The sequence below is a fragment of the Burkholderia sp. SJZ089 genome (genome assembly GCF_007828315.1).
GTDB lineage: Bacteria > Pseudomonadota > Gammaproteobacteria > Burkholderiales > Burkholderiaceae > Burkholderia > Burkholderia gladioli.
Genome location: NZ_VIUM01000004.1, coordinates 29608 through 53190, shown reverse-complemented (window position 1 = coordinate 53190; position 23583 = coordinate 29608). Strand labels below are relative to the sequence as shown.

At 72.3% G+C, this 23583-nt stretch carries 1 protein-coding gene; it reads right to left on the bottom strand.

Features of this window, described 5'->3' with window-relative positions:
- Positions 1-2: 2 nt before the first annotated feature.
- Positions 3-23330 carry a non-ribosomal peptide synthase/polyketide synthase gene (locus FB600_RS08510; RefSeq protein WP_145756540.1) on the bottom strand — a complete coding sequence of 7776 codons (23328 nt, stop codon included), beginning with the start codon at positions 23328-23330 and terminating at the stop codon, positions 3-5.
- Positions 23331-23583: the final 253 nt, after the last annotated feature.

The window sequence follows — 23583 nt, the reverse complement described above, 5'->3', positions numbered from 1 at the left end:
GCTCACACTTCGCTCGACACCCCCTTGCCTTCCAGCATCGCGTCGATCCACACCGCGATCTCGGCCAGGTAGGGCGGCGTGCCGATGTCGTCGTGCGAGCAGGCCACCGGCGTCGAGCGGATCTCGCCGTCCACGTGCGCGCGCCAGTGCAGCAGCGGCGACTCCATCCTGACCGCCTCCTCGGTGGCGGTGAAATGCGTCAGGGTGCCCTTGAACACCTGCCCGGGCAGGTAGCGCTGCGAGATGCGCAGGTTGTTGCGCCGGACCTCCACCAGCCCCTGGATATGCGCCTCGGTGAGATCCGCGAAGATATGCCCTTCGCGGCGCACGATCGCCGTCACCTCCGCCACGCTCAGCAGGTGCCCCGGCTCGATCGTCTCCATCGGGTAGCCGGCCGTGCGCAGCACGTTGGCCAGCGTGTACTGGTCGTCGACGGGTACCTCCTCGGTGGTGTAGAGCAGGTAGCTGTCGAGCATGCCGAGAAAATCGACCTCCTCGCCCATCGCCTGCAACTGGCAGGCGATCTCGAAGGCCACCAGCCCGCCCATCGACCAGCCCAGCACCCGATACGGCCCTTCCGGCTGCACGCTGCGCATCGCCTCGATGTAGCCGCGGCTCATGGCCTCGACCGAGGCGGCCGGCGTGGTGCCTTCGGCGATCCCGTCGGCCTGCAGGCCATAGACCTGGAAGCCGCCCCGCGCATGACGCGACAGGCCGACGTAGGACCAGCTCAGCCCGCTGGCCGGATGCACGCAGAACAGCACCGGGCCGCCTTGCTCGCGCAGCTTGACGGGCAGCAGCCGCTCCACCGGCGAGGCGACTTCCAGCGGGAAATCGATCTGCCGGGCCTGGCTGGCCAGCTCGGGGAAGGCGAACAGCGTGCTGATCGACAGCCGCACGCCGAAACGCTGGTGGACGCGATCGAGCAGGCTCATCGCCAGCAGCGAATGGCCGCCGAGCGCGAAGAAATTGTCGCGGCGGCCGACCCGCTCCAGCTTCAGCACCTCGGCCCACACCACCGCCAGCGCCTGCTCGGTGTCGCCCAGCGGCGCCTCGTAATGCGTGCTGGCATAAGCGAGCGCGTCCGGCTCCGGCAGCGCGCGACGGTCGAGCTTGCCGTTCGGCGTCAGCGGCAAGGCATCGAGCCGCACATAGGCGGCCGGCACCATGTACTCGGGCAGGCTGGCCTGCAGGCTGCGGCGCAGATCCTCGGCGCGCAGCGCCTCGCCGGTCCAGTAGGCCAGCAGCCGGCGCTCGCCCGCCTCGCCGTCCTGCACCACCACCGCCGCCTCGCGCACGCCCGGGCAACTCGCCAGGCGCGCCTCGATCTCGCCCGGCTCGACGCGGAAGCCGCGAATCTTGACCTGGTCGTCGTTGCGGCCCAGGTAGTCGAGCGTGCCGTCGGGCCGCCAGCGCCCCAGGTCGCCGGTGCGGTACATGCGGGCGCCGGGCCGGTCCGCGAACGGATCGGCCAGGAAGCGCGCCTCGCTTAAGGCATCGAGATTGCGGTAGCCGCGCGCGAGCTGCGCGCCGCCGATATGGATCTCGCCCGCCACGCCCTCGGCCACCGGCGCGCCATGGGCATCGAGCAGGTAGATCCGCACGTTGCCGACCGGCCGCCCGATCGGCGGCAGCACCGGCCACGCGGCCGGCTCGCCCGCCAGCGTGTGCGCCACCACCACGTGCGATTCGGTCGGGCCGTAGTGGTTGTGCAGGCGGCAGCCAGGGTGGCGCGCGAAGAAGGCCGCGATCTGCGGGGTGATGCGCAACTGCTCGCCGGCCGTGATCACTTCGCGCAGGGCCGGCGCGAACGCGTCGCCCGCGGCCATGGCCGTTTCGGCCAGCGCCTGCAGCGCGATGTACGGCAGATACAGCCGCTCGATGCCGCGCGCGCGGATATGCGCCCACAGCCGGCCGAAATCGAGCCGCAGCTCGCTGTCGACCAGCTCCAGCGTCGCGCCGGCGGCCAGCGTGCCGAAGATCTCCTGGAACGCCACGTCGAAACCGAGCGCCGCGAACTGCAGGGTGCGCCCCGCCGTCACCGCGCCGCCCTGCCATTGCAGCAGGTTGACCAGCGGCGCGTTGGCCATCGCCACGCCCTTGGGCTGGCCGGTGGAACCGGAGGTGTAGATCAGGTAGGCCAGCCGGTTCGCGCCGTCGCCCGCCAGCGCCGGCCGCTCGCGCCTGCCTTCGGCCCAGCCCGCCTCGACATCGAGCATGATGCGCGGCGCCGTGGCGGCATCGAGCAGCGACGCCGTCGCGCTCTGCTGCAGCACCGCGGCCGGCGCGCTGTCGGCCAGCATGGCGGCCAGCCGCTCGGCCGGATACGAGGGATCGAGCGGCACATAGGCCGCGCCGGCCTTGAGGATCGCCAGCAGCCCCACCACCATCGCCGGGCTGCGTTCGGCGCAGATCGCCACCCGGTCGTCCGGGCGAACGCCCTGAGCGATCAGCTCGTGCGCGAGCGCGTTGGCGCGCTGCTCCAGTTGCGCGTAGCTCAGCCTGCGCTCGGTGCCGTCCAGCGGCGAGCGCTGCGCGAGCGCCACCGCATCGGGCGTGCGCGCGGCCTGCGCCTCCACCAGCTCGGCCACCGTCGATCCGGCCGCCGGATAGGCCGCCTCGCTGCGGTTGTGCTCGACCAGCACGCGCCGCAGCTCGGCCTCGCCCAGCATCGGCAAGGCGGCGGCCGGCCGGGACGCGCCGTCTTGCGCCACCATCTCGCGCAACACGCGCTCGAGATAGGCGGCATGACGCTCGGCGGTGGCGCGGTCGAACAGCGAGGTGGCGTATTCCAGCGTGCCGACGATGCCCTCCTCGGACTCGCCCAGCTCCAGCGTCAGGTCGAACTTCGCGCTGGTGCGCGTGGCGGCCAGCGGCGCCAGCGTCAGGCCCGGCAGCCGCAGCGCGGCGCCGTCCAGGTTCTGCCAGGCGAACATGACCTGGAACAGCGGGCTGTGGGACAGGCTGCGGACCGGCTTGAGCCGCTCCACCACCTGCTCGAACGGCAGGTCCTGGTGCGCCTGCGCCGACAGCGTGCGCTCGCGCACCCGCTCCAGCAGCGCCGCCACCGAGGGCTGGCCCGACAGGTCGATCGGCAGCGCCAGCGTGTTGACGAAGAAGCCGATCAGGTCCTCGGTCTCGCCGCGCGCGCGGTTCGCGCTGGGCGAGCCGATCACCACCTGCTCCTGGCCCGACAGGCGCGACAGCACCAGCGCCCAGGCCGCCAGCAGCGTCATGTAGGGCGTCACGCCGTGGCGCAGGCTCAGGGCCTTCACGGCCTCGCCCAGCGAGGCGTCCAGGCGCAGCGCCACGGCCGCGCCGGCGAAGTCCTGGCGCGCCGGGCGCGGCCGGTCGGTCGGCAGGGCCAGCAGCGCCGGCATGCCGTCCAGCGCGTCGCGCCAGTAGGCCTCCTGGGCCCGCAGCCGCTCGCCGCCGACCAGCTCGCGCTGCCAGCGCGCGTAGTCGGCGTATTGCAGCGGCAGCGGCGCCAGCGGTGCCGGGCCGGCCTCCGCGCCGAGCCGGCCGGCCTCGTAGAACGCCGCCAGCTCGCGCGTGAGCACGCCCATCGACCAGCCGTCGGAGACGATGTGATGCATGGTCAGCAGCAGCGCGTGGTCGTCCTCCGCCAGCGTGATCAACTGCCCGCGGATCAGCGGGCCGTGCGCCAGGTCGAAGGGCGCCAGCGCCTCCTCGCGCACCAGCCGCGCCAGCGCTTGCTCGCGCGCCGCCGCGGGCTGCCCGGACAGGTCGCGCAGGCGCAGCGCGAAGCCGATACCGGCCGCGTCCACGCGCTGCACCGCCTGCCCGTTCAGCGGCACGAAGCGGGTTCGCAGCACCTCGTGCCGCGCCACGATCCGGTCCAGCGCGCGCCGCAGCGCGGCGACGTCGAGCCGGCCGTGCAGCCGCAGCCCGCCCGGCACGTGATAGGCCGCGCTGGCGCCTTCCACCTGCGCGAGGAACCACAGGCGCTGCTGGGCGAACGACAAGGGCAGCGGGCCGTCGCGATCGGCCGGCACGATCGCCGGCAAGTCGCTGCGCGCGGCGCGCGCCACCGCGTCGGCCAGCCCGGCCAGCTCGGGATGCGCGAACAGCTCGCCCAGCGGCAGCTCCACGCCCAGGCGCTGGCGCAGTTGCGAGATCAGCCGCACCGCCAGCAGCGAATGGCCGCCGAGCTCGAAGAAGTGGTCGTGGCGGCCGACCTGCTCCACCTCGAGCAGGTCCCGCCACAGCGCGGCCAGCAGCGTTTCGATCTCACCGCGCGGCGCCGCGTAGGCGCGGCTCGCATAGGCCTGCGCGTCGGGCAGCGGCAAGGCGCGGCGGTCGAGCTTGCCGTTCGGCGTGAGCGGCAGCGCCGCCAGCCAGACGAAGGCGGCCGGCACCATGTGCGCCGGCAGGCTGGCCTGCAGGCGCGAGCGCAGCGGCTCGGCCTCGATCGGCGCGCCGGTGCAGTAGGCCACCAGCCGCGCCTCCTCGCGTCCCGGTCGATGCGCGATCACGGCCGCCTCGGCCGCGCCGGCCCGCACCAGTTGCGCGGCGATTTCCTCCAGCTCGACGCGAAAGCCGCGGATCTTGACCTGGAAGTCGTTGCGGCCGAGATAGTCGATGCCGCCGTCGGCGCGCCAGCGTCCCAGGTCGCCCGAGGCGTACATCCGGCCGCCGGGGCGGAACGGATCGTCGAGGAAGCGCTCGGCGCTCAGGGCCGGGCGATTCAGGTAGCCGCGCGCCACGCCCACCCCGCCGATGTGGATCTCGCCGACCGCGCCCAGCGGCACCGGGCGCCCGCGCGCGTCGAGGATATAGATCGCGGTGTTGTCGATCGGCCGGCCGATCGGCGGCAGGCCCTCGTGATCGGGCGCGCAGACGTGCCAACTGGCCCAGATGGTGGTTTCGGTCGGGCCATAGGCGTTGACCAGGCGCCGAGCGCGCGACCAGCGCCGCGCCAGCCGCTCGCCGAGCGCCTCGCCGGCCAGCACCAGGGTGCGCACGCCGGGGAAGTCGACCTCGTCGGGCAGGGCCGCCAGCACCGCCGGCGGCAGCGTGGCATGGGTCACGCCGCCCGCCTCGATCGCCTCGCGCAGGGCCGTGCCGGCCAGCACCACGCCCGCCGGCGGCAGCACCAGCGCGGCGCCCTGGCAGAGCGCCATCACCATCTCGAACACGCAGGCGTCGAAGCTGAACGAGGCGAACTGCAGCACGCGGCTGCCGGGGCCCACCTCGAAGCTGCGCGCCTGCATCGCGGCCAGGTTGGCCAGGCCGCGATGCTCGACCATCACGCCCTTCGGCTGGCCGGTCGAGCCCGAGGTGTAGATCACGTAGGCCAGCGGCGAGGCGGCTGGATCGATCGCGTCGAGCGGTTCGGGATCATGCGCGGGCGCCTCGGCCCAGGGCGAGGGCTGGTCGAGCCGCAGGCAGCGCAGCGCGCCGGTATCGAGCCGCGCCTCGGTGGCGGCCTGCAGCAGCACCACCGCCGGCGCGCTGTCCTCCAGCATGTAGGCGAGCCGCGCGGCCGGGTAGGCCGGGTCGAGCGGCACATAGGCCGCGCCGGCCTTCCAGGCCGCCAGCACGGCGACGATCATCTCCGGGCCGCGCTCGACGCAGATCGCCACGCGATCCTCCGGCTTCACGCCGAGCCCGCGCAGATGATGCGCGAGCCGGTTGGCGCGCAGGTTCAGCTCGCGATACGACAGCGCCTGCGTGCCGTGCAGCAGCGCGAGCGCCTCGGGCGCGCGCCGCACCTGGGCCTCGAACAGCCCGTGCGCGGTGGCCTCGGCGTCGAACGGCGCCTCGGTGGCATTGAAATCGACCAGCAACTGCCGCCGCGCCTCGGGCGGCAGCACCTCGATGTCGTGCATGGGCGTGTCAGGCGCCGTCTCCAGCGCCTGCGCGAGGCTCTCCAGCGCGCAATGCATGGCCTCGCAGAGGCGCGCGGCGCCCGCCGCCGGCACCGCCTGCACGGTCAAGGCGAAGTCCTCGCCCAGGTCGTCGACCGACAGGCTCAGCGGATAGTTGGTCCGCTCGCTGCTCTCCAGCGCGACGATGCCGTCCCACACGGCGGCTTGCGCGTCCTGCACGGGCGCGCTGTGGCGGTAGTTCAGCAAGGCGCTGAACAGCGGCGCGGGCGCGGCCACGCCGCTGCAGCGCTGGGCCAGCGCCAGCGGCGCATGCTCGTGGCCGAGCAGGGCCGTGAGCCGCGCATGGGTGGCCAGCACGCCGTCGCGCACGCCCTGCCCGCCCAGCGCCACGCGCAGCGGCAAGGTGTTGATGAACATGCCGAGCGCGCGCTCCGAGCCGGCGCCGCCCTGCAGGCGGCCCAGCAGCACGGTGCCGAACACGACATCCTCGCTGCCCGAGGCGCGGCCCAGCAGTCGTGCCCAGGCCAGGTGATGCAGGCTGGCCGCGCTCACGCCGAGCCGGCGCGCCTGCGCGCGCAGGCGCCGGGACAGCGCGCCGTCCACCGCGCGCCGCGCCTGCTCGATCGAGGCGCCCGGCAGGTTCACGTCGGCCAGTCCGAACGGCAGCGTGGGCGTGTCGAGCGTGCCCAGCATGTCGCGGAAGAAGGCCTCGTGCGCCTCGCGGCTCACGCCGCCACGCACCTGCGCGAGATGGTTGCGATACGGCACCGGCGCGGGCAACTGCCCGCCCCGCCCCTCGAAATGCGCGCGGATCTCGTGCTCGACGATCTCCAGCGCCGCGTGGTCGAGCACCACGTGGTGGAAGGCCAGCATCGCCACCCAGCGACGCTTCGCCGGGTCATGGGCGAAGCGCATCCGCATCAGCGGCGCGCGGCTCAGGTCCAGGCGGCGGCATTGCGCGCGCAGCGCGTCGGCCACCTCGCCGTCGGCCGGATCGACCCGCGCCTGCTCGACGAGCATCGTCGCGCGGCGCCAGACCACCTGCACCGGCTCGTCGAGCCCGTCCCAGACGATCGCCGTGCGCAGGATGTCGTGACGATCGATCACCGCCTGGAGGGCCGCCGCGAAGGCGTCGATGCGCGCTCGGCCGTCCACCGCGAACAAGGCCTGCAGGACATACGGGTCCTGCTCGCCGGCCGACAGATGGTGATAGAGGATGCCTTCCTGCAGGGGCGCCAATGCATAGATATCCTGCACGTTGGCCACCCCGCCCGGCACGCCGGCCACGATCCGGTCGATGGCGGGCTGGGTCAGCGTCGCCAGCGGCAGCAGTTCGGGCGTGATGCGCGCGCAGCCCTCGCCGATGCGGTTCGCCGGCACCGGCACCGCCGGCGCCGCGCCGCCCACCGCGGCGGCCAGCGCCGCCAGCGTGGGCTGGCCGAACAGCACGCGCACGTCGGCCTGCAGGCCCGCCTCGCGCATCCGCGCGATCAGGCCGACCGCCAGCAGCGAATGGCCGCCCAGCTCGAAGAAATGGTCCTGGCGGCCGACCCGCTCGACATGCAGCAGTTCGGCCCAGATGCCCGCCAGCAGCGTTTCGGTCTCGCCGAGCGGCGCCTCGTAGGCGCGCGTGGCATGCGCCCCGATGTCCGGCGCCGGCAGCGCCCGGCGATCGAGCTTGCCGTTCGGCGTGAGCGGCAGCGCCGCCAGCATCACGAAGGCGCTGGGCACCATGTAGTCGGCCAGCTCGGCCGCGAGCCGGGCACGCAAGTCCGCGGCGGACAGCTCGGCGCCGTCCTGCGGCACCAGGTAGGCCACCAGCCGCTTCTCGTCGGGGCGCCCCGGCGTGTCCTGGCGCGCGATCACGGCGGCGTCCTTCACGCCCGGGCAGCGCGCCAGCGTCGCCTCGATCTCGCCCGGCTCGACGCGGAAGCCGCGGATCTTGACCTGCTGGTCGTTGCGGCCGAGGAACTCCAGCCGGCCGTCGGGCAGGTAGCGCGCCAGGTCGCCGGTGCGGTACATGCGAGCGCCCGGCTCGGCCGCGAACGGATCGGCCAGGAAGCGCTCGGCCGTCAGTTCGGGACGGTCGAGATAGCCATGCGCCACGCCGTCGCCGCCCACGTACAACTCGCCGATCGCGCCGGTCGGCACCGGCTGTCCATGCGCATCCAGCAGGTAGGCACGCGTGTTCGCGATCGGTCGGCCGATCGGCAGGCGCGGCAGCCGCGCATCGGCGGCCGTCAGCTCGCAGGTGGTCGAGAAGGTGGTGTTCTCGGTCGGTCCGTAGCAATGCAGCAGGTGCCGCGGCGCATGGCGCGCCAACACGCGCGCGACCACGGCCGGGTCGACCGCGTCGCCGCCCACCAGCAGCAGGCGCAGCGTGCCGAGCACGTCGCCGAGCAGCTCGGCGATCTGGCTGAACAGGCCCGAGGTCAGGTGCAGCACGCTGATGCGGTGCCGCTCCACCAGCGCGCGCAACTGCTGGGGCTGCAGCACGGCGGCATGCGGCACCACCACCAGGCAGCCGCCATGCAGCAGCGGCGCCCAGACTTCGAGCGTGCTGATGTCGAAGGCCGGATTGCCGACCCAGGCCACGCGGTCCTCGGCGTGGAAACTCGCGTAGCCGTTGTTGACGACCAGGCGGTTCACGCCGCGATGCGGGACCAGCACGCCCTTCGGCGTGCCGGTCGAGCCCGAGGTGTACATCACGTAGGCGACGGCCGCCTCGTCGAACGGCAGGCCGGGGTCGGCCGAGGGTTCGTCGGTCCCGCTGCCGTCGTCGATCGGCAGCGCCCGCGCCGCGATCTCTCCGGGCAGCCCCGCGGCGGTGTCGACCACCGCGACCGGCGCGCCGCAATCGCGCATCACCCAGGCCTGGCGTTCGGCCGGCGCGCGCGGGTCGATCGGCACATAGGCCGCGCCGGCCTTGAGGATGGCCAGTTGCGCGATCACCAGGGCGGCGGAGCGGTCGAGCAGCGTCACCACGCGCTGGCCCGGCTGCACCCCGGCGGCGATCAGGCGCCGCGCGAGGCGGTTCGCTTTCGCGTCCAGTGCCGCGTAGTCGAGCACGGTCTCGCCGTCGATCACCGCGATCGCCTCGGGCGTGTGGCGGGCCTGTGCCTCGAACAACCGATGCACGCCCTGGCTCGCCGGATAAGTGGCGCCGGTCCGGTTCCAGGTGTCGAGCAGCCGGTGCTGCTCGGCGGCGCCCAGCAGCGCGATGCGCGACAGCGCCCCGGACGGCTGCGCCACCATCGCGCGCAGCACGCGTTCGAGGTAGCCGACATAACGCTGCACGGTGGCGCGATCGAACAAGGCGCTCGCGTATTCGAGCTCGCCGGCGATGCAGCCGTCGCGCTCGTCGAGCACCAGCGAGACGTCGAACTTCGCGGCGCGATGCGCGGCGGCCAGCGGCGCGAGCGCCAGGCCATCGAGCGCCAGGCCGCGGGTATCGACGTTGCTCCAGGCCAGCAGGGCCTGGAACAGCGGGCTGTACGACAGGCTGCGCTCGGGGCGCACCGCCTCGATCACCTGCTCGAAGGGCAGGTCCTGGTGCGCCTGCGCGTCCAGCACGCGCGTCTTGATGCGCGCCAGCAAGGCATTCGCATCGGGCTCGCCGGCCAGGTCCACGCGCAGCGCCAGCGTGTTCACGAACAGGCCGATCAGGCCTTCCACCTCGGCGCGCTGCCGATTGGCGACCGGCGCGCCGATCACCAGCTCGTCCTGCCCGGCCAGGCGGCCCAGCACGGTCGCCCAGCCGGCCAGCAGGACCATGAACAGCGTGGCGCCGTGTTGCTGGCCCAGCGCCTTCAGCGCGGCCGTCAGTTGCGCGTCGAGGTGCACCGGCACCGCCGCGCCGGCGTGATCCTGCCGCGCCGGGCGCGGCCGGTCGGTCGGCAGGGCCAGCAGGGCCGGCGCGCCCGACAGCGCGTCCCGCCAGTAGGCGCCCTGCCTCTGCAGCATCGCCTCGTCGACCCGGTCGCGCTGCCAGCGCGCGTAGTCGGCGTACTGCACCGGCAGCGCCGGCAGGCACGCCGCCTCGCCGCGACGGCCGGCGCGGTACAGCGCCGCCAGCTCGCGCGTGAACACGCCCATCGACCAGCCGTCCGAGACGATATGGTGCATCGTCACCAGCAGCGCGTGATCGTCCTCGCCGAGCCTGAGCAGCCGGCCGCGCGCGAGCGGCCCCGCCTCCAGGCTGAACGGCGCGCGGGCTTCGTCCTCCACCTGCCGGGCCAGCGCCGCCTCGCGCGCGGCCGGATCGGGCAGCGTCGAGAGGTCCTCGACACGCAGCGGGAACCCGGCATGTTCGTCGTCGATATGCAGCACCGCCTGGCCGCCCTGCTCGACGAAGCGGGTCCGCAAGGCCTCGTGACGCGCGACGATGCCGTCCAGCGCGCCTTGCAAGGCCGGCACGTCGAGCGCGCCTCGCAGGCGCAGGCCGGCCGCGATGTGATAGGTATCGCTGCCGCCGGCGAGCTGGGCCAGGAACCACAGCCGCTGCTGCGCGAAGGACAGCGGCAGCGCGCCGTGCTCCCCGCGCGCGGCCGGCACGATCGCCGGCAGGCTGCTGCGCGCGGCGCTCGCGACGGCGGCGGCCAGCGCATCGAGCGAGGCATGCGTGAACAGCACCGACAGCGGCAGCTCCACGCCGAGCCGCTCGCGCACCTGCGCGATCAGCCGGATCGCCAGCAGCGAATGGCCGCCGAGTTCGAAGAAGTGATCGTGACGGCCGACCTGCTCGACACCGAGCAGCGTCTGCCAGATCCCCGCCAGCGCCCGTTCGATGTCGTTGGCCGGTGCCGCGTAGGCACCGCTCGCCAAGGCCTCGGCCAGCGGCGCGGGCAAGGCCCTGCGATCCAGCTTGCCGTTCTGCGTCAGCGGCAGCGCCTCGAGATGCACGAAGGCGCCCGGCACCATGTGCTCGGGCAGGGTCTCGCGCAAGGCGCCGCGCAGCACCTCGGCTTCGCGCGGCTCGCCCGTGTAGTAGGCCACCAGGCGCTTTTCGCCGGGCGCGTCCTCGCGTGCCAGCACCACCGCCTCGCGCAGGCCCGGCAAGGCGGCCAGCCGCGCCTCGATCTCGCCCGGCTCGATGCGGAAGCCACGGATCTTCACCTGGTGATCGTTGCGGCCCAGGTATTCGAGCTGGCCATCGGGCAGCCAGCGTCCGAGGTCGCCGGTGCGATACATGCGTGCCTGCGGATCCGCGCTGAACGGATCCTCGACGAAGCGCTCGGCCGTCAGCTCGGGGCGGTTCAGGTAGCCGCGCGCCACGCCGGCGCCGCCGATGCAGATCTCGCCCGCCACGCCGACGGGCACGAGCGCGCCGCGCGCGTCGAGCAGATGGATTTGCGTGTTCGCCACCGGGCGGCCGATATGCGCGGCGAACCCCTGCTCGCGCGGCATCGATACCCAGGTCGAATAGGTGGTCGTCTCCGAGGGGCCGTAGAGATTGCAGAGCCGCGCCACAGCGGTTTCGGCGAACAGCTTCTCCACCAGTTCGCGCCGCAGCGCCTCGCCGGCCACGTTCACGGTACGCACGGATGCGCTCAGGGCGCCGCTGTCGAGCAGGCTCGACAAGGCCGAGGGCACGGTATTGACGAGGTCGACTTCATACTCGCGCTCGCGCAGGGCGAGGATGTTCGACACCACCTCGATGCGGCCGCCGCGCGTGAGCGGCGCGAAGCATTCGTAGACGGCCAGGTCGAAGTTCAGCGAGGTCGAGAACAGCGTGCGCGCCTGCTCCCGCGCGTCGAAGGCCTCATGGGCCCAGTGGAGGAAATTGACCGCGTTGCGATGCTCGATCATCACGCCCTTGGGCTGGCCGGTCGAGCCCGAGGTGTAGATCACGTAGGCCAGGCTTCGCGCGTCCAGCCCGGCCACCACCGGGTTGTCGACCGGCACGTGCGCGACATCCGTCGACGACAGGTCCAGCATCGGCATCTCGCCGACCAGCAGGGCGCGCGTGGCCGGCTGGGCCAGCACGGCCACCGGCGCGCTGTCGGCCAGCATGTAGTGCAGCCGCTGCGCCGGATAGGCCGGGTCGAGCGGCACGTAGCCCGCGCCCGACTTCAGGATGCCGAGCAGGCCGACCACCATCTCGATGCCGCGCTCGACGCAGATCGCCACGCGCTGGTCCGGCTGCACGCCGAGCGCGATCAGGCGGTGCGCCACGCGGTTGGCGCGCGCATTCAGCTCGCCGTAACTCAGTTGCCGGCCTTCGTGCTCGACCGCGACGGCGTTCGGGTCGCGCGCGGCCTGCGCCTCGAACAACTGGTGCAGGGTCTGGTCGTGCGGATAGGGCGCGTGCGTGTCGTTGAAGCCGTCCAGAAGCTGCCGGCGTTCGTCAGCGGGCAGGATGTCGAGCGCGTGGAGCGGCGTTCGCGGCGCCTGCTCGATGGCGTCGGCCAGGCTTTCGAGCGCGGCCTGCATGTAGCCGCAGATACGTGCCGCGTCGATGCTCGCGACGGCCTGGACCGTCAGCCCCAGGTCCGTGCCGTAATCGTCGACCGAGAGCATCAGCGGATAGTTGGTGCGCTCCTCGCCGCCCAGCGCCTCGATGCCTTGCCAGGCTTCGTGGCCGGCCGCGAGCGGCCCTCGCGGGCCCATGTGGCGATAGTTCAGCAGCGCGCTGAACAGCGGCGCCGGTGCCGCCACGCCGCTGCAGCGCTGCGCCAGCGCCAGCGAGGCGTGTTCGTGCTCCAGCAGGGCCGCGAGCCGCGCGTGGGTCTGCGCGATGCCGTCCTCCACCGCCTGCGCGCCGACGCCGACCCGCAGCGGCAGGGTGTTGATGAACATGCCCAGCGTGCGCTCGGCGCCCGCACCGCCCTGCATGCGCCCGAGCAGGACGGTGCCGAATACCACCTCGTCGCGCCCCGACAACTGCCCCACCACGCGCGCCCAGGCCAGGTGGCACAGGCTCGCGGTGCTCACGCCGAGCCGGCGCGCGTGGCCGCGCAAGCGCCGAACCAGCTCGCCCTCGACCGACCGGCTGCATTCGGCCACGCCGCGTCCGTCGCCCTGCACGTCGGCCAGGCCGAAGGGCAGCGTCGGCTCGTCGATGTCGTGCAGCATCGCCTGGAAGAAATGCTCGTGCGCGGCGTCGTTGCCGCCGAGCCGCGCCTGGGCCACGTAGTTGCGGTAAGGCAGCGCCGCGGGCAAGGCCGCCTGCTCGCCCAGCAGATGCGCCTGCATTTCCTGCTGCACGATCTCCAGCGCCATGTGGTCCAGGGCGATGTGATGGAACAGCAGCATCGCCAGCCAGCGCCGGTTGGCCGCGTCGTGCGCGAAGGCCACGCGCATCAGCGGCGCCTGGCCGAGATCGATGCGGAACCGGCGCGGATCGAAGCGGGCCTGCAACTGCGCGGCGACATCGCCGGCTTCCGGGACGACATGCTCCTGACTCAGCCGCGCGTGGCGCAGGACCACCTGCAGCGGTTCCTCCAGGCCGTCGCGAACGATCGCGGTGCGCAGGATGTCGTGGCGATCGATCACGCCCTGCAGCGCGGCCACGAAGGCGTCGAGCCGTTCGCGGCTGGCGAAGCCGAACAAGGCGTGCAGCAGGTACGGGTCCCCGGCCTTGGCCATCAGGTGGTGGTACAGAATGCCCTGCTGCAGCGGCGCGAGCGGATAGATGTCCTGCACGTTGCGCGCGCCGCCCGGCACGCCGGCCACGGCGGCATCGATCTGCGCCTGCGTGAGCGTCGCCAGCGGCAGCATCGCCGGCGTGATCCGCTCGCAATCGGCCGGGATGCCGTTGGGCGGCACCTCGATCTCGGCGCGCGCGCCGGCGGTTTCCGCCAGGGATGCCACGCTCGGCTGGCCGAACAAGGTGCGCACGTTCGCTTGCAATCCCGCCTGGCGCATGCGCTCGATCAGCCTGACGGCCAGCAGCGAATGGCCGCCCAGCTCGAAGAAGTTGTCGTGGCGGCCGACGCGCGGGATGCCCAGCAGGTTCTGCCAGATGTCGGCGATGATGCGCTCCGCGTCGTTGGCGGGCGCCTCGTAGGCGCGAACCCGATAGGCCTGCGCGTCCGGCGCCGGCAGCGCCTTGCGATCCAGCTTGCCGTTCGGCGTGAGCGGCAGCGCCGCCAGGTGCAGGTAGGCGGCCGGGATCATGTGTTCCGGCAACTGCGCCTGCAGGCTCGCGCGCAGCGTCTCGACCGGCAGGGCCGTGCCGGTGTAGTAGCCGACCAGGCGGGCATCGCCCGGTGCGTCCTCGCGAGCCAGCACGACGGCTTCCTTGATGCCGTCCACCGCGCCCAGCCGGGCCTCGATTTCGCCCAGCTCGATGCGGAAGCCTCGGATCTTGACCTGATCGTCGTTGCGGCCGAGGTATTCGATGCTGCCGTCCTCGAGCCAGCGGCCCAGGTCGCCGCTGCGGTACATGCGCGCCCGAGAATCCTCGCTGAACGGGTCCGTCACGAAGCGCTCGGCCGTCAGTTCGGCACGATGCAAGTAGCCGCGCGCCACGCCGGCGCCGCCGATCGCCAGTTCGCCGGCCACGCCGATCGGCGCCGGCCGGCCCCGGGCATCCAGGATGTAGATCCGCGTATTCGCGATCGGCCGGCCGATGATCGAGCCGGCCCGCACCTCGCCGCGCGTGTGGACATGGCTGGTCGCGTCGATGGTCGTTTCGGTCGGGCCGTAGAGGTTCACCAGCGTGACCCCGGGCGCCTGGGCGTGGAAGGCCTCGACCAGCCGGGGCGGCAGCGCCTCGCCGCCGCAGAACACGCGCTGCAGCGCCGGGCAGCCGGCCAGCGCGTTCGCCTCGAGCAGGGCCGCCAGCAGCGTCGGCACCACCTGCAACGTGTGGATCGATTGCGTGCGCAACCATGTCGCCAGGTATTCGACGTCGCGATGGCCATCGGGCCTGGCCAGCACCAGCCGGCCGCCCGCCAGCAGCGGCGCGTGAAACTCCCATACCGAGGCGTCGAAGCTGAACGGTGTTTTCTGCGCCACCGCGTCGCCCGCCTGGAGCGGGAACGCGGCCTGCATCCAGGCCATGTGATTGACCAGTTGCCGATGCTCGACCATCACCCCCTTGGGCTGGCCGGTCGAGCCCGAGGTGTAGATCACGTAGGCCAGGCTGCGCGCGTCGAGCCCGGCAACCCGTGGATCCGCATCGGGATAAGCGTCGAGACCCTCCGCATCGATGCTCACGACGGGAGCGGGAGCCTGCCCCACCAGGCCCTGCGTTGCCGCCTGGACGAGGATCACCGCCGGGGCGCTGTCCTCCAGCATGTAGGCGATCCGCTGCGCCGGATAGCCGGGATCGACCGGCACGTAGGCGGCACCCGACTTGAGGATCGCCAGCAGGCCCACCACCATGTCGAGGCTGCGCTCGACACAGATCGCCACGCGATCGTCGGGCCGGATGCCCTGCTCGATCAGGCGATGCGCGAGCCGGTTGGCGCGCGCGTTCAGCTCGGCGTAGCTCAGCGTTTGCGCTTCGTGGCACACCGCCGTCGCATGCGGCGTGCTACGCACCTGCGCCTCGAACCACGCATGCAGCGTCGCCTCCTCCCGCGCATGGCTCGCCGCCGTCGCGTTGAAGCGTTCGAGCAGTTGCGCGCGCTCGCTCGACGGCAGGATCGACAGCTCATGCAAGGGAGCGTCGGGCCGGTGTTCGAGCGCCTCGACGAGCTGCTCCAGCGCCGTATGCGCGTAAGCCGCGACGCGCCGCGCGTCGACGCTCGACACCGCCTGCACCGTCAGCACGAAGCCTTCGCCGAGATCGTCGACGCTCAGGCACAGCGGATAGTTGGTGCGCTCCAGGACCTCCAGCACCTCGATCCCGCTCCAGGAGGCGCTTGCCCGATCCCCCTGCATCGATTCGGCGCTGCTGTGACGATAATTCAGCAGCGCGCTGAACAAGGGCGCCGGCGCGGCCACGCCGCTGCAACGCTGGGCCAGCGCCAGCGAGGCATGCTCGTGGCCGAGCAGCGCGGCCAGCCTGGCATGCGTGGCCTTCACGCCGTCCTTCACGCCCTGCCCGCCCATGTCGACGCGCAGCGGCAGCGTATTGATGAACATCCCCAGCGCGCGATCCGCGCCCGTGCCGCCTTGCAGGCGCCCCAGCAGCACCGTGCCGAACACCACGTCCTCGCGCCCGGCAAGCTCGCCGACCACCCGCGCCCAGGCCAGGTGCGCGAGGCTCGCGGCGCTCACGCCGAGCAGGCGCGCCTGCGCGCGGATCCGGCCGGCCAGCGCGGCATCGACATCGCGCCGCGCTTCCTCGATGCCGTGGCCGTCGCCCTGCACGTCCACCAGCCCGAACGGCAGGCAAGGCTGGTCCACCGTCGCCAGCATCTCGCGGAAGAAGGCTTCGTGCGCCGCCTGGCTCACCCCCAGGCGCGTCTGGGCGACATAGTTGCGATACGGCTGCGGCGCGGGCAGGCTCGCGCTGGCCTCGCCGCCCTCCAGGCAGGCCAGCATCTCCTGCTGCATCACGTCGAGCGCGGTGTGATCGAGCGTCATGTGGTGGATCAGCAGCACCAGCACCCAGCGATCGTTCGCCTCGTCGCGCGCGTAGGCGACCCGCATCAAGGGCGCCTGCCGCAGGTCGAGCCGGTAATGGCGCGGATCGAAGCGCGCCTGCAACTGCCGGCCGATATCGCCCTGCCGCGCATCCAGCACGAGTTCGCTCGCCGCCAGCGGCGCCTGCCGGCAGACCACCTGCAGGGCTTCGTCGAGGCCGGTCCAGACGATGCGCGTACGCAGGATGTCGTGCCGGTCGATCACCTGCTGGAACGCATCGAGGAAGCGCGCCACGCGCTCGCGGCTCGGCAGGCTGAACAGCGCCTGCAGCAGGTAGGGATCGCCCTCGCTGGTCGACACGTGGTGATAGAGGATGCCTTCCTGCAGCGGCGCGAGCGGATAGATGTCCTGCACGTTGCGCGCGCCGCCCGGCACGCCGGCCACGGCCGCGTCGATCTGCTCCTGCGTGAGCGTCACGAGCGGCAGCATCGAGGGCGTGATCCGCTCGCAATCGGCCGGGATCGCGTTGGCCGGCGCCGCCACCTCGGCCCGGCCGCTCGCGGCGGCTGCCAGCGCGGCCAGCGTCGGCTGGCCGAACAGCACGCGGATATCGGCATCGAGCCCGGCCCGGCGCATCCGCTCCACCAGCTTCATGGCCAGCAGCGAATGGCCGCCCAGCTCGAAGAAATGATCCTGGCGGCCCACCCGTGCCACGCCCAGCAGGTCCTGCCAGATCGCCGCCAGGGCCTGCTCGGCCTCGCCGACCGGCGCCTCGTAGCGCCGGCTCACCAGCGCCTGCGCATCGGGCTCGGGCAGCGCGCGGCGGTCCAGCTTGCCGTTCGGCGTGAGCGGCAGCGCCGCCAGGTGCATGTAGCGCCCCGGCACCATGTAGTCGGGCAGGCTCGCTTGCAGCGCCGCGTGCAGCGCGTCGGCCGCGATCACCTCGCCCGTGTAGTAAGCCACCAGCCGCCGCCCGCCCGCCGCGTCCTCGCGCGCCACCACGGCCGCGTCCTTCACGCCGTCAAGCTGCTCGAGCTTCGCCTCGATCTCGCCCGGCTCGACGCGGAAGCCGCGGATCTTGATCTGCTGGTCGTTGCGGCCGAGGTATTCGATGCTGCCGTCGGCCAGCCAGCGGCCCAGGTCGCCGGTGCGATAGACGCTCGCCCGCGGCTCGCCGCCGAACGGATCGTCGAGGAAGCGCTCGGCCGTCAGTTCCGGCCGGTTCAGGTAGGCGCGCGCCACGCCCGCGCCGCCGATCCAGATCTCGCCGGCCACGCCTTGCGGCACCGGGCGGCCTTGCTCGTCCACCAGATACACCCGCGTGTTGGCGATCGGCCGGCCGATCGGTGGCAGCGTGCTCCAGGCCTCGACCGGCTCGGGCAGCGAGAAGGCGATCGTCACATGGGTCTCGGAAGGCCCGTAATGGTTGTAGAGACGCGCCGGCTTCAGGCGAGCGAAGAAGCCGCGGATCTCGTCGGTGATGCGCAACTGCTCGCCGGCCGTGATCACCTCGCGCAGGTTGCAGCCCGACAGCGCCGCCCCGCTGCCGACCACCGCTTCCGCCAGCCCCTGCAAGGCGATGTACGGCAGGTAGATGCGCTCGATGCCGCGCGCGCGGATGTGCTCGAACAGGCGCGCGAAATCGAAGCGCAGCGATTCGGGGATCAGCTCCAGCGTGGCGCCCGTGCAGAGCGTGCTGAAGATTTCCTGGAACGCCACGTCGAAGCCGAGCGCCGCGAATTGCAGGGTCCGGCCGCCGCGATAGCCCTGGCGCTGGCTGTCGCTCGCCTGCCAGTGCAGCAGGTTGACCAGCGCCCGATGCGGCATGGCCACGCCCTTGGGCCGGCCGGTGGAACCGGAGGTGTAGATCACATAGGCCAGCGACGCGGCATCGGCCGCCTCAACATCGGCCGCCTCGGCTCGCGGCGGCGGCGCCTGGTCCTCGGCATCGTCCGGAGCCGTCTCGATGTCGATGGCGATCTCGGGCACGCCGGTGTCGCCGGCCACGCCGGCCGTCGGCGCGTGCGTGAGCACCGCCAGCGGCGCGCTGTCGGCCAGCATCCAGGCCAGGCGATCGGCCGGGTAGCCCGGGTCGAGCGGCACATAGGCCGCGCCCGACTTCAGGATGCCGAGCAGGCCGACCACCATCTCCAGGCTGCGGCCCACGCAGATCGCCACGCGCGCATCGCGGCCCGCGCCGCGCCGCGCCAGTAGCCGGGCCAGGCGCTCGGCGCGCTGGTCGAGCTCGCGGTAGCTGAGCTGCCTGCCCTCGAACACCGCCGCCACCGCCTCGGGCGTGCGCCGCGCCTGCGCCTCGAACAGGGCGTGGACCGTGGCCTCGTTCGGCCAGTCGGCCTGGGTCGCGTTGAAGCCGTCGAGCAGGCGCGAGCGCTCCTGCGGCGGCAGGATCGTGAGGCTTTGCAGCGGCGCCTCGGGCCGCTGCTCCAAGGCTTCCACCAGTTGCTCGAGCGCCGTGTGCATGTAGGCGCAGATCCGCGCCGCGTCCACCTGCTCGACGGCCTGCACCGCCAGGCCGAAATCCTCGCCGCGATCGTCGACCGACAGCATCAGCGGATAGTTGCTGCGTTCCTCGCCGCCCAGCACCGTCACCTCGCGCCAGGCATCGGCGCTGGCCTGCTCGGCGCCAGCCTGCACGGCATCGTGCCGGTAGTTCAGCAGCGCGCTGAACAGCGGCGCGGGCGCCGCCACGCCGCTGCAGCGTTGCGCCAGCGACAGCGACGCATGCTCGTGCTCGAGCAGCGCGCTCAGGCGCTCGTGCATCCGCGCCACCGCGGCACGCGCGCCGGTCGCGCCCAGTTCGGCGCGCAGCGGCAAGGTGTTGATGAACATGCCCAGCGAGCGCGCCGCGCCGGCGCTGCCTTGCAGGCGCCCCATCAGCACCGTGCCGAACACCACGTCCTCGCGGCCCGAGACGGCGCCCACCACCTGCGCCCAGGCCAGGTGATGCAGGCTCGCGGTGCTCACGCCGAGGCGCCGCGCCTGCGCGCGAAGCCGCGCCGACACGGCCGGCGCCACGCCCAGGCGCGCCTCGCGCAGCTCGGCCTCGCTGCTCAGCACGTCCACCAGCCCGAACGGCAGCGTCGGCTCGTCGACACCTTGCAGCATCTCGCGGAAGAAGGCTTCCTGCGCCGCGCGATCCGCGCCCAGGCGCGTGCGGGCCACGTAGTTGCGGTACGGCACCTGCTCGGGCAGCGCCTGCGCCTGCCCACGCAGCAGCGCGTCCACCTCGATGCCCATGTAGCGCAGCGAGGTGGCATCGTCGATCAGGTGATGGAACAGCAGCAGCGCGACATGGCGCTGGTTGGCCGGGTCCTCGGCGTGGACCAGGCGCATCATCGGCGCGCGCCCGAGATCGAGCCGGGCGCCGCGGAAATCGTGACGCTCGCGCAGTTGGGCGGAGATATCGCCTTGCGCGGCGTCGAGACCGACTTCCTCGACCGGCAGCCGGGCCTCGCGCCACACCACCTGCATCGGCTCGTCGAGCCCTTCCCATCTCACCGCGGTGCGCAGGATGTCATGGCGATCCACCACGCCCTGCAGCGCGGCCGCGAAGGCCTCGAGCCGTGCCCGGTCGGGCAGGCTGAACAGCGCCTGCAGCACATAGGGATCGCCCCGGCTCGCCGACAGATGGTGATAGAGGATCCCTTCCTGCAGCGTGGCGAGCGGATAGATGTCCTGGATGTTGCGCATGCCGCCCGGCACGCCGGCCGCGATCGTCTCGATCTGCGCCTGGCTCAGCGTCGCCAGCGGCAGCATGTCGGGCGTGATCCGCCCGCAATCGGCCGGAATCCGGTTGGGCGGCACCGTGAAGGACTCGCCCTCGCCGCCCTGCGCCGCCAGCGCCAGGGCCGACAAGGTCGGCTGGCCGAACAGCACCCGCACGTCCGCGTGCAGCCCCGCCTCGCGCATCTGCTCGACCAGCTTCACGGCCAGCAGCGAATGGCCGCCCAGCTCGAAGAAATGATCGTGGCGGCCGACGCGCTCGATGCCGAGCAGCGCCTGCCAGAGCCGCGCGAGGGTCTGCTCCACCTCGCCTTGCGGCGCCGCGTAGGCGCGGCTCGCATAGGCCTGCGCCTGCGGCGCCGGCAGCGCGCGGCGGTCGAGCTTGCCGTTGGCGGTCAGGGGCAGCGCGTCCAGGTGCACGAAGGCGGCCGGCACCATGTAGTCCGGCAGCCGCGCCTGCAACGCGGCGCGCAAGGCTTCCGCCGCCTGCTCCTCGCCCGTGTAGTAGGCCGCGAGGCGCTTGTCGCCGGGCGCGTCCTCGCGCGCCAGCACGGCCGCGGCCTCGATGCCCTCGATCGCCGCCAGCCGCGCCTCGATTTCCCCCAGCTCGATACGGAAGCCGCGGATCTTCACCTGGTCGTCGTTGCGGCCCAGGTAGTCGAGCGTGCCGTCGGGCTGCCAGCGCCCGAGGTCGCCGGTGCGGTACAGCCGCGCGTGAGGATCGTCGCTGAACGGATCGCGCACGAAGCGCTCGGCGCTCAGCTCGGGGCGGTTCAGGTAGCCACGCGCCACGCCCGCGCCGCCGACGTACATCTCGCCGGTCACCCCGGCCGGCACCGGCTGGCCCCAACGGTCGAGCACATGCACTCGCAGGTCCGGGATCGGCACGCCGATCGGGCTTCGGCCGCCATGCCGCGCATCCTCCGCGCTCAGCGCGCGATAGGTGACATGCACCGTGGTTTCGGTGATGCCGTACATGTTGACGAGCCGCGTGTGCGCATTGCCGGCGCGCGCATACCAGGGCTGCAGCATGCTCGGCTCCAGCGCCTCGCCGCCGAAGATCACCTGCCGCAGGCGATGCGCGCCGGCATCGTCGCCCTGCGCCGCGATCAGTTGCTGGAACGCGCTCGGCGTCTGGTTCAGGATCGTCACGCCCTGCTCGCGCAGCAGCGCGTAGAAGGCTCGCGGCGAGCGGCTGACCGGCGCCGGCACCACCACCAGGCGGCCGCCGTGCAGCAGCGCGCCCCAGATCTCCCAGACCGAGAAGTCGAAGGCGAAGGAATGGAACAGCGTCCACACATCGCGTTCGTCGAAGCCGAACCAGGGCGCGGTGGCCTCGAACAGGCGCGGCACGTTGCGATGCTCGACCATCACGCCCTTGGGCTGGCCGGTCGAGCCCGAGGTGTAGATCACGTAGGCGAGATGATGCGGCTGCAGATCGGCGCGCGCGGGGTTGCCGGTCGGCTGCCCGGCCCAGGCGCTCTCGTCGAGTTCGATCACAGGGACCGACCGGGCGCTCGCCGCCGCCTCACGGCCGGCGCCTTGAACGAGGATCGCCACCGGCGCGCTGTCGCCCAGCATGTGATGGAGCCGCTCGGCCGGATAGGCCGGGTCCATCGGCACGTAACCCGCGCCCGCCTTCAGCACCGCGAGCACGGCAACCAGCATCTCCAGCCCGCGCTCGGCGCAGATCGCCACGCGCTGGTCGGGCTGCACGCCCATGCCGATCAGGCGATGCGCGAGCTGGTTGGCGCGCGCATTCAGTTCGCCGTAGCTCAGTTGCCGATCCTCATGCAGCACCGCGATCGCATCGGGCACGCGCGCGGCCTGCGCCTCGAATAGCCCGTGGATCGTGCGCTCACGCGCCGTCTCGACGCCGGCCGCGCCCCAGCGGGCGATTCGCGCGCTTTCCTCGGGCGTGGCGATCGCCAGGCGATGCACGGGCGTGTGCACCGCGTCGAGCACCTGGTCCAGCAAGTGCCGGAAGCGCTGCTCCAGCGCCTCGATCTCCGCGCCGTCGAAATAGGCCTGGTTGTGGATGAAGTGGATCCAGACCTGCTCGTCGTAGCGGTTCTCGCGCACGTAGATGGCCAGCGGCGTCTGCTCGTGGTTGTTGGAGCGCTTGACCGCGCGCGCCGGCCAGTTGCCGAAGCGCAGGTTGTTGTCGTTGCGCTCGTAGGACAGCGAGATGTCGAACACCTGGGCACGCTGCGCGCGCCACAGGCCCAGCTCGCGATTGAGCTCGCTGATGGGGAAGCGCTGGTAGCGATAGTCCTGCTTGAGCATCGCGCCCAGGGCCTTCACCAGTTCGTCGAACGGCAGTTCCTGGTCGAAGCGCAGGCGCATCGCGCTGACGCCGGCGAACATGCCGAGCGTGGCCTTGAACCCGGCATTGGCGCGGTTCAGGATCGGCAGGCCGATGCTCAGGTCCTCGCGCTGGGCCGTCCTCGCGAAGTAGACGTAGAGGATCGCGAGGATCACGTGGAACGGCGTGGCATCGCAGGCGCCGGCAAGCGCGACGATACGCTCGTAATGGCTGCGCGGCAGGCTGAACTGGTGATTGCGGCTCGGCACCACGGCATCGCCGAAACGCGCCTTGAAACGCGGGCTGAACAGCGGCTCCGGCACCTCGCGGAACTTGTCGAGCCAGTAGGCGCGATGCTGCTCGAACTTCGGCGACTGGCGATACAGGCGATCCTGCTCGACGAAGTCGAGGTAGGAAGGCGCATCGAGCCCGGGCGCCTGCCCGGCTTCGAGCTGCCCATAGATCCTGCCCAGCGATTCGAGCATCAGGCCGATCGCCCAGCCGTCGACGATCAGGTGATGCAGGACCAGCACCAGGTCGAAACAGGCCTCGCCCAGCTTCAGCAGCTCGAAGCGATAGAGGGGAGCGCCGCGCAGCACGAAGGGCGTTTCGAGTTGGCGATCGACATGCGCGAGGGCCGCGGCTTCGGGGTCCTCGCTCGCGGAAAGATCGTGCAACGGCAGCGCGAAGGGCTCGGCCGGCCCGATTTCCTGCCGCGGCACGCCTTCCTCGTCCTGCTCCCGCGACAGCACGATGCGCAAGCCGTCGTGCCGGCGGATCAGCAGTTCGAGCGCGCGTGCCAGCAGCGCCGCGTCGACGCGGCCCGAGATCCGCACATAACCGCCGATGTTGTAGACCGGCGCCTCGCCATGCATTTCCTGGTCGAACCAGATCTCGCGCTGCGAACTCGTCAGGCCGTGGTGCTCTTGATGCGAAGTGGGATTGTTCATGGCTTTGGGCAGCGAATCGAACGGCCGGGCGCTCTCGTCGGGACATCCCGTCGCGCGATTCGACATGGAATGGGTGAGCCAGGTGCCGGCGGCGGCCCGCGCACGCGCGATGCCCGTCGCGGCGCCTGGAGGGTCAGGCGCCGGATGCCCGGTCAGGCTCGGGGGAGCAGGCGACGGCGGTCGATAAAGGACGGAGGGTTTGCGCCCGGCACGAGCCGCCCTCGCCCATCGCCGCGCGAGGCGGCGGAATGTG

Bases quoted from the DNA above. Each gene is read 5' to 3' on its own strand.
- FB600_RS08510 (WP_145756540.1), bottom strand. From the start codon at position 23,330: ATGAACAATCCCACTTCGCATCAAGAGCACCACGGCCTGACGAGTTCG.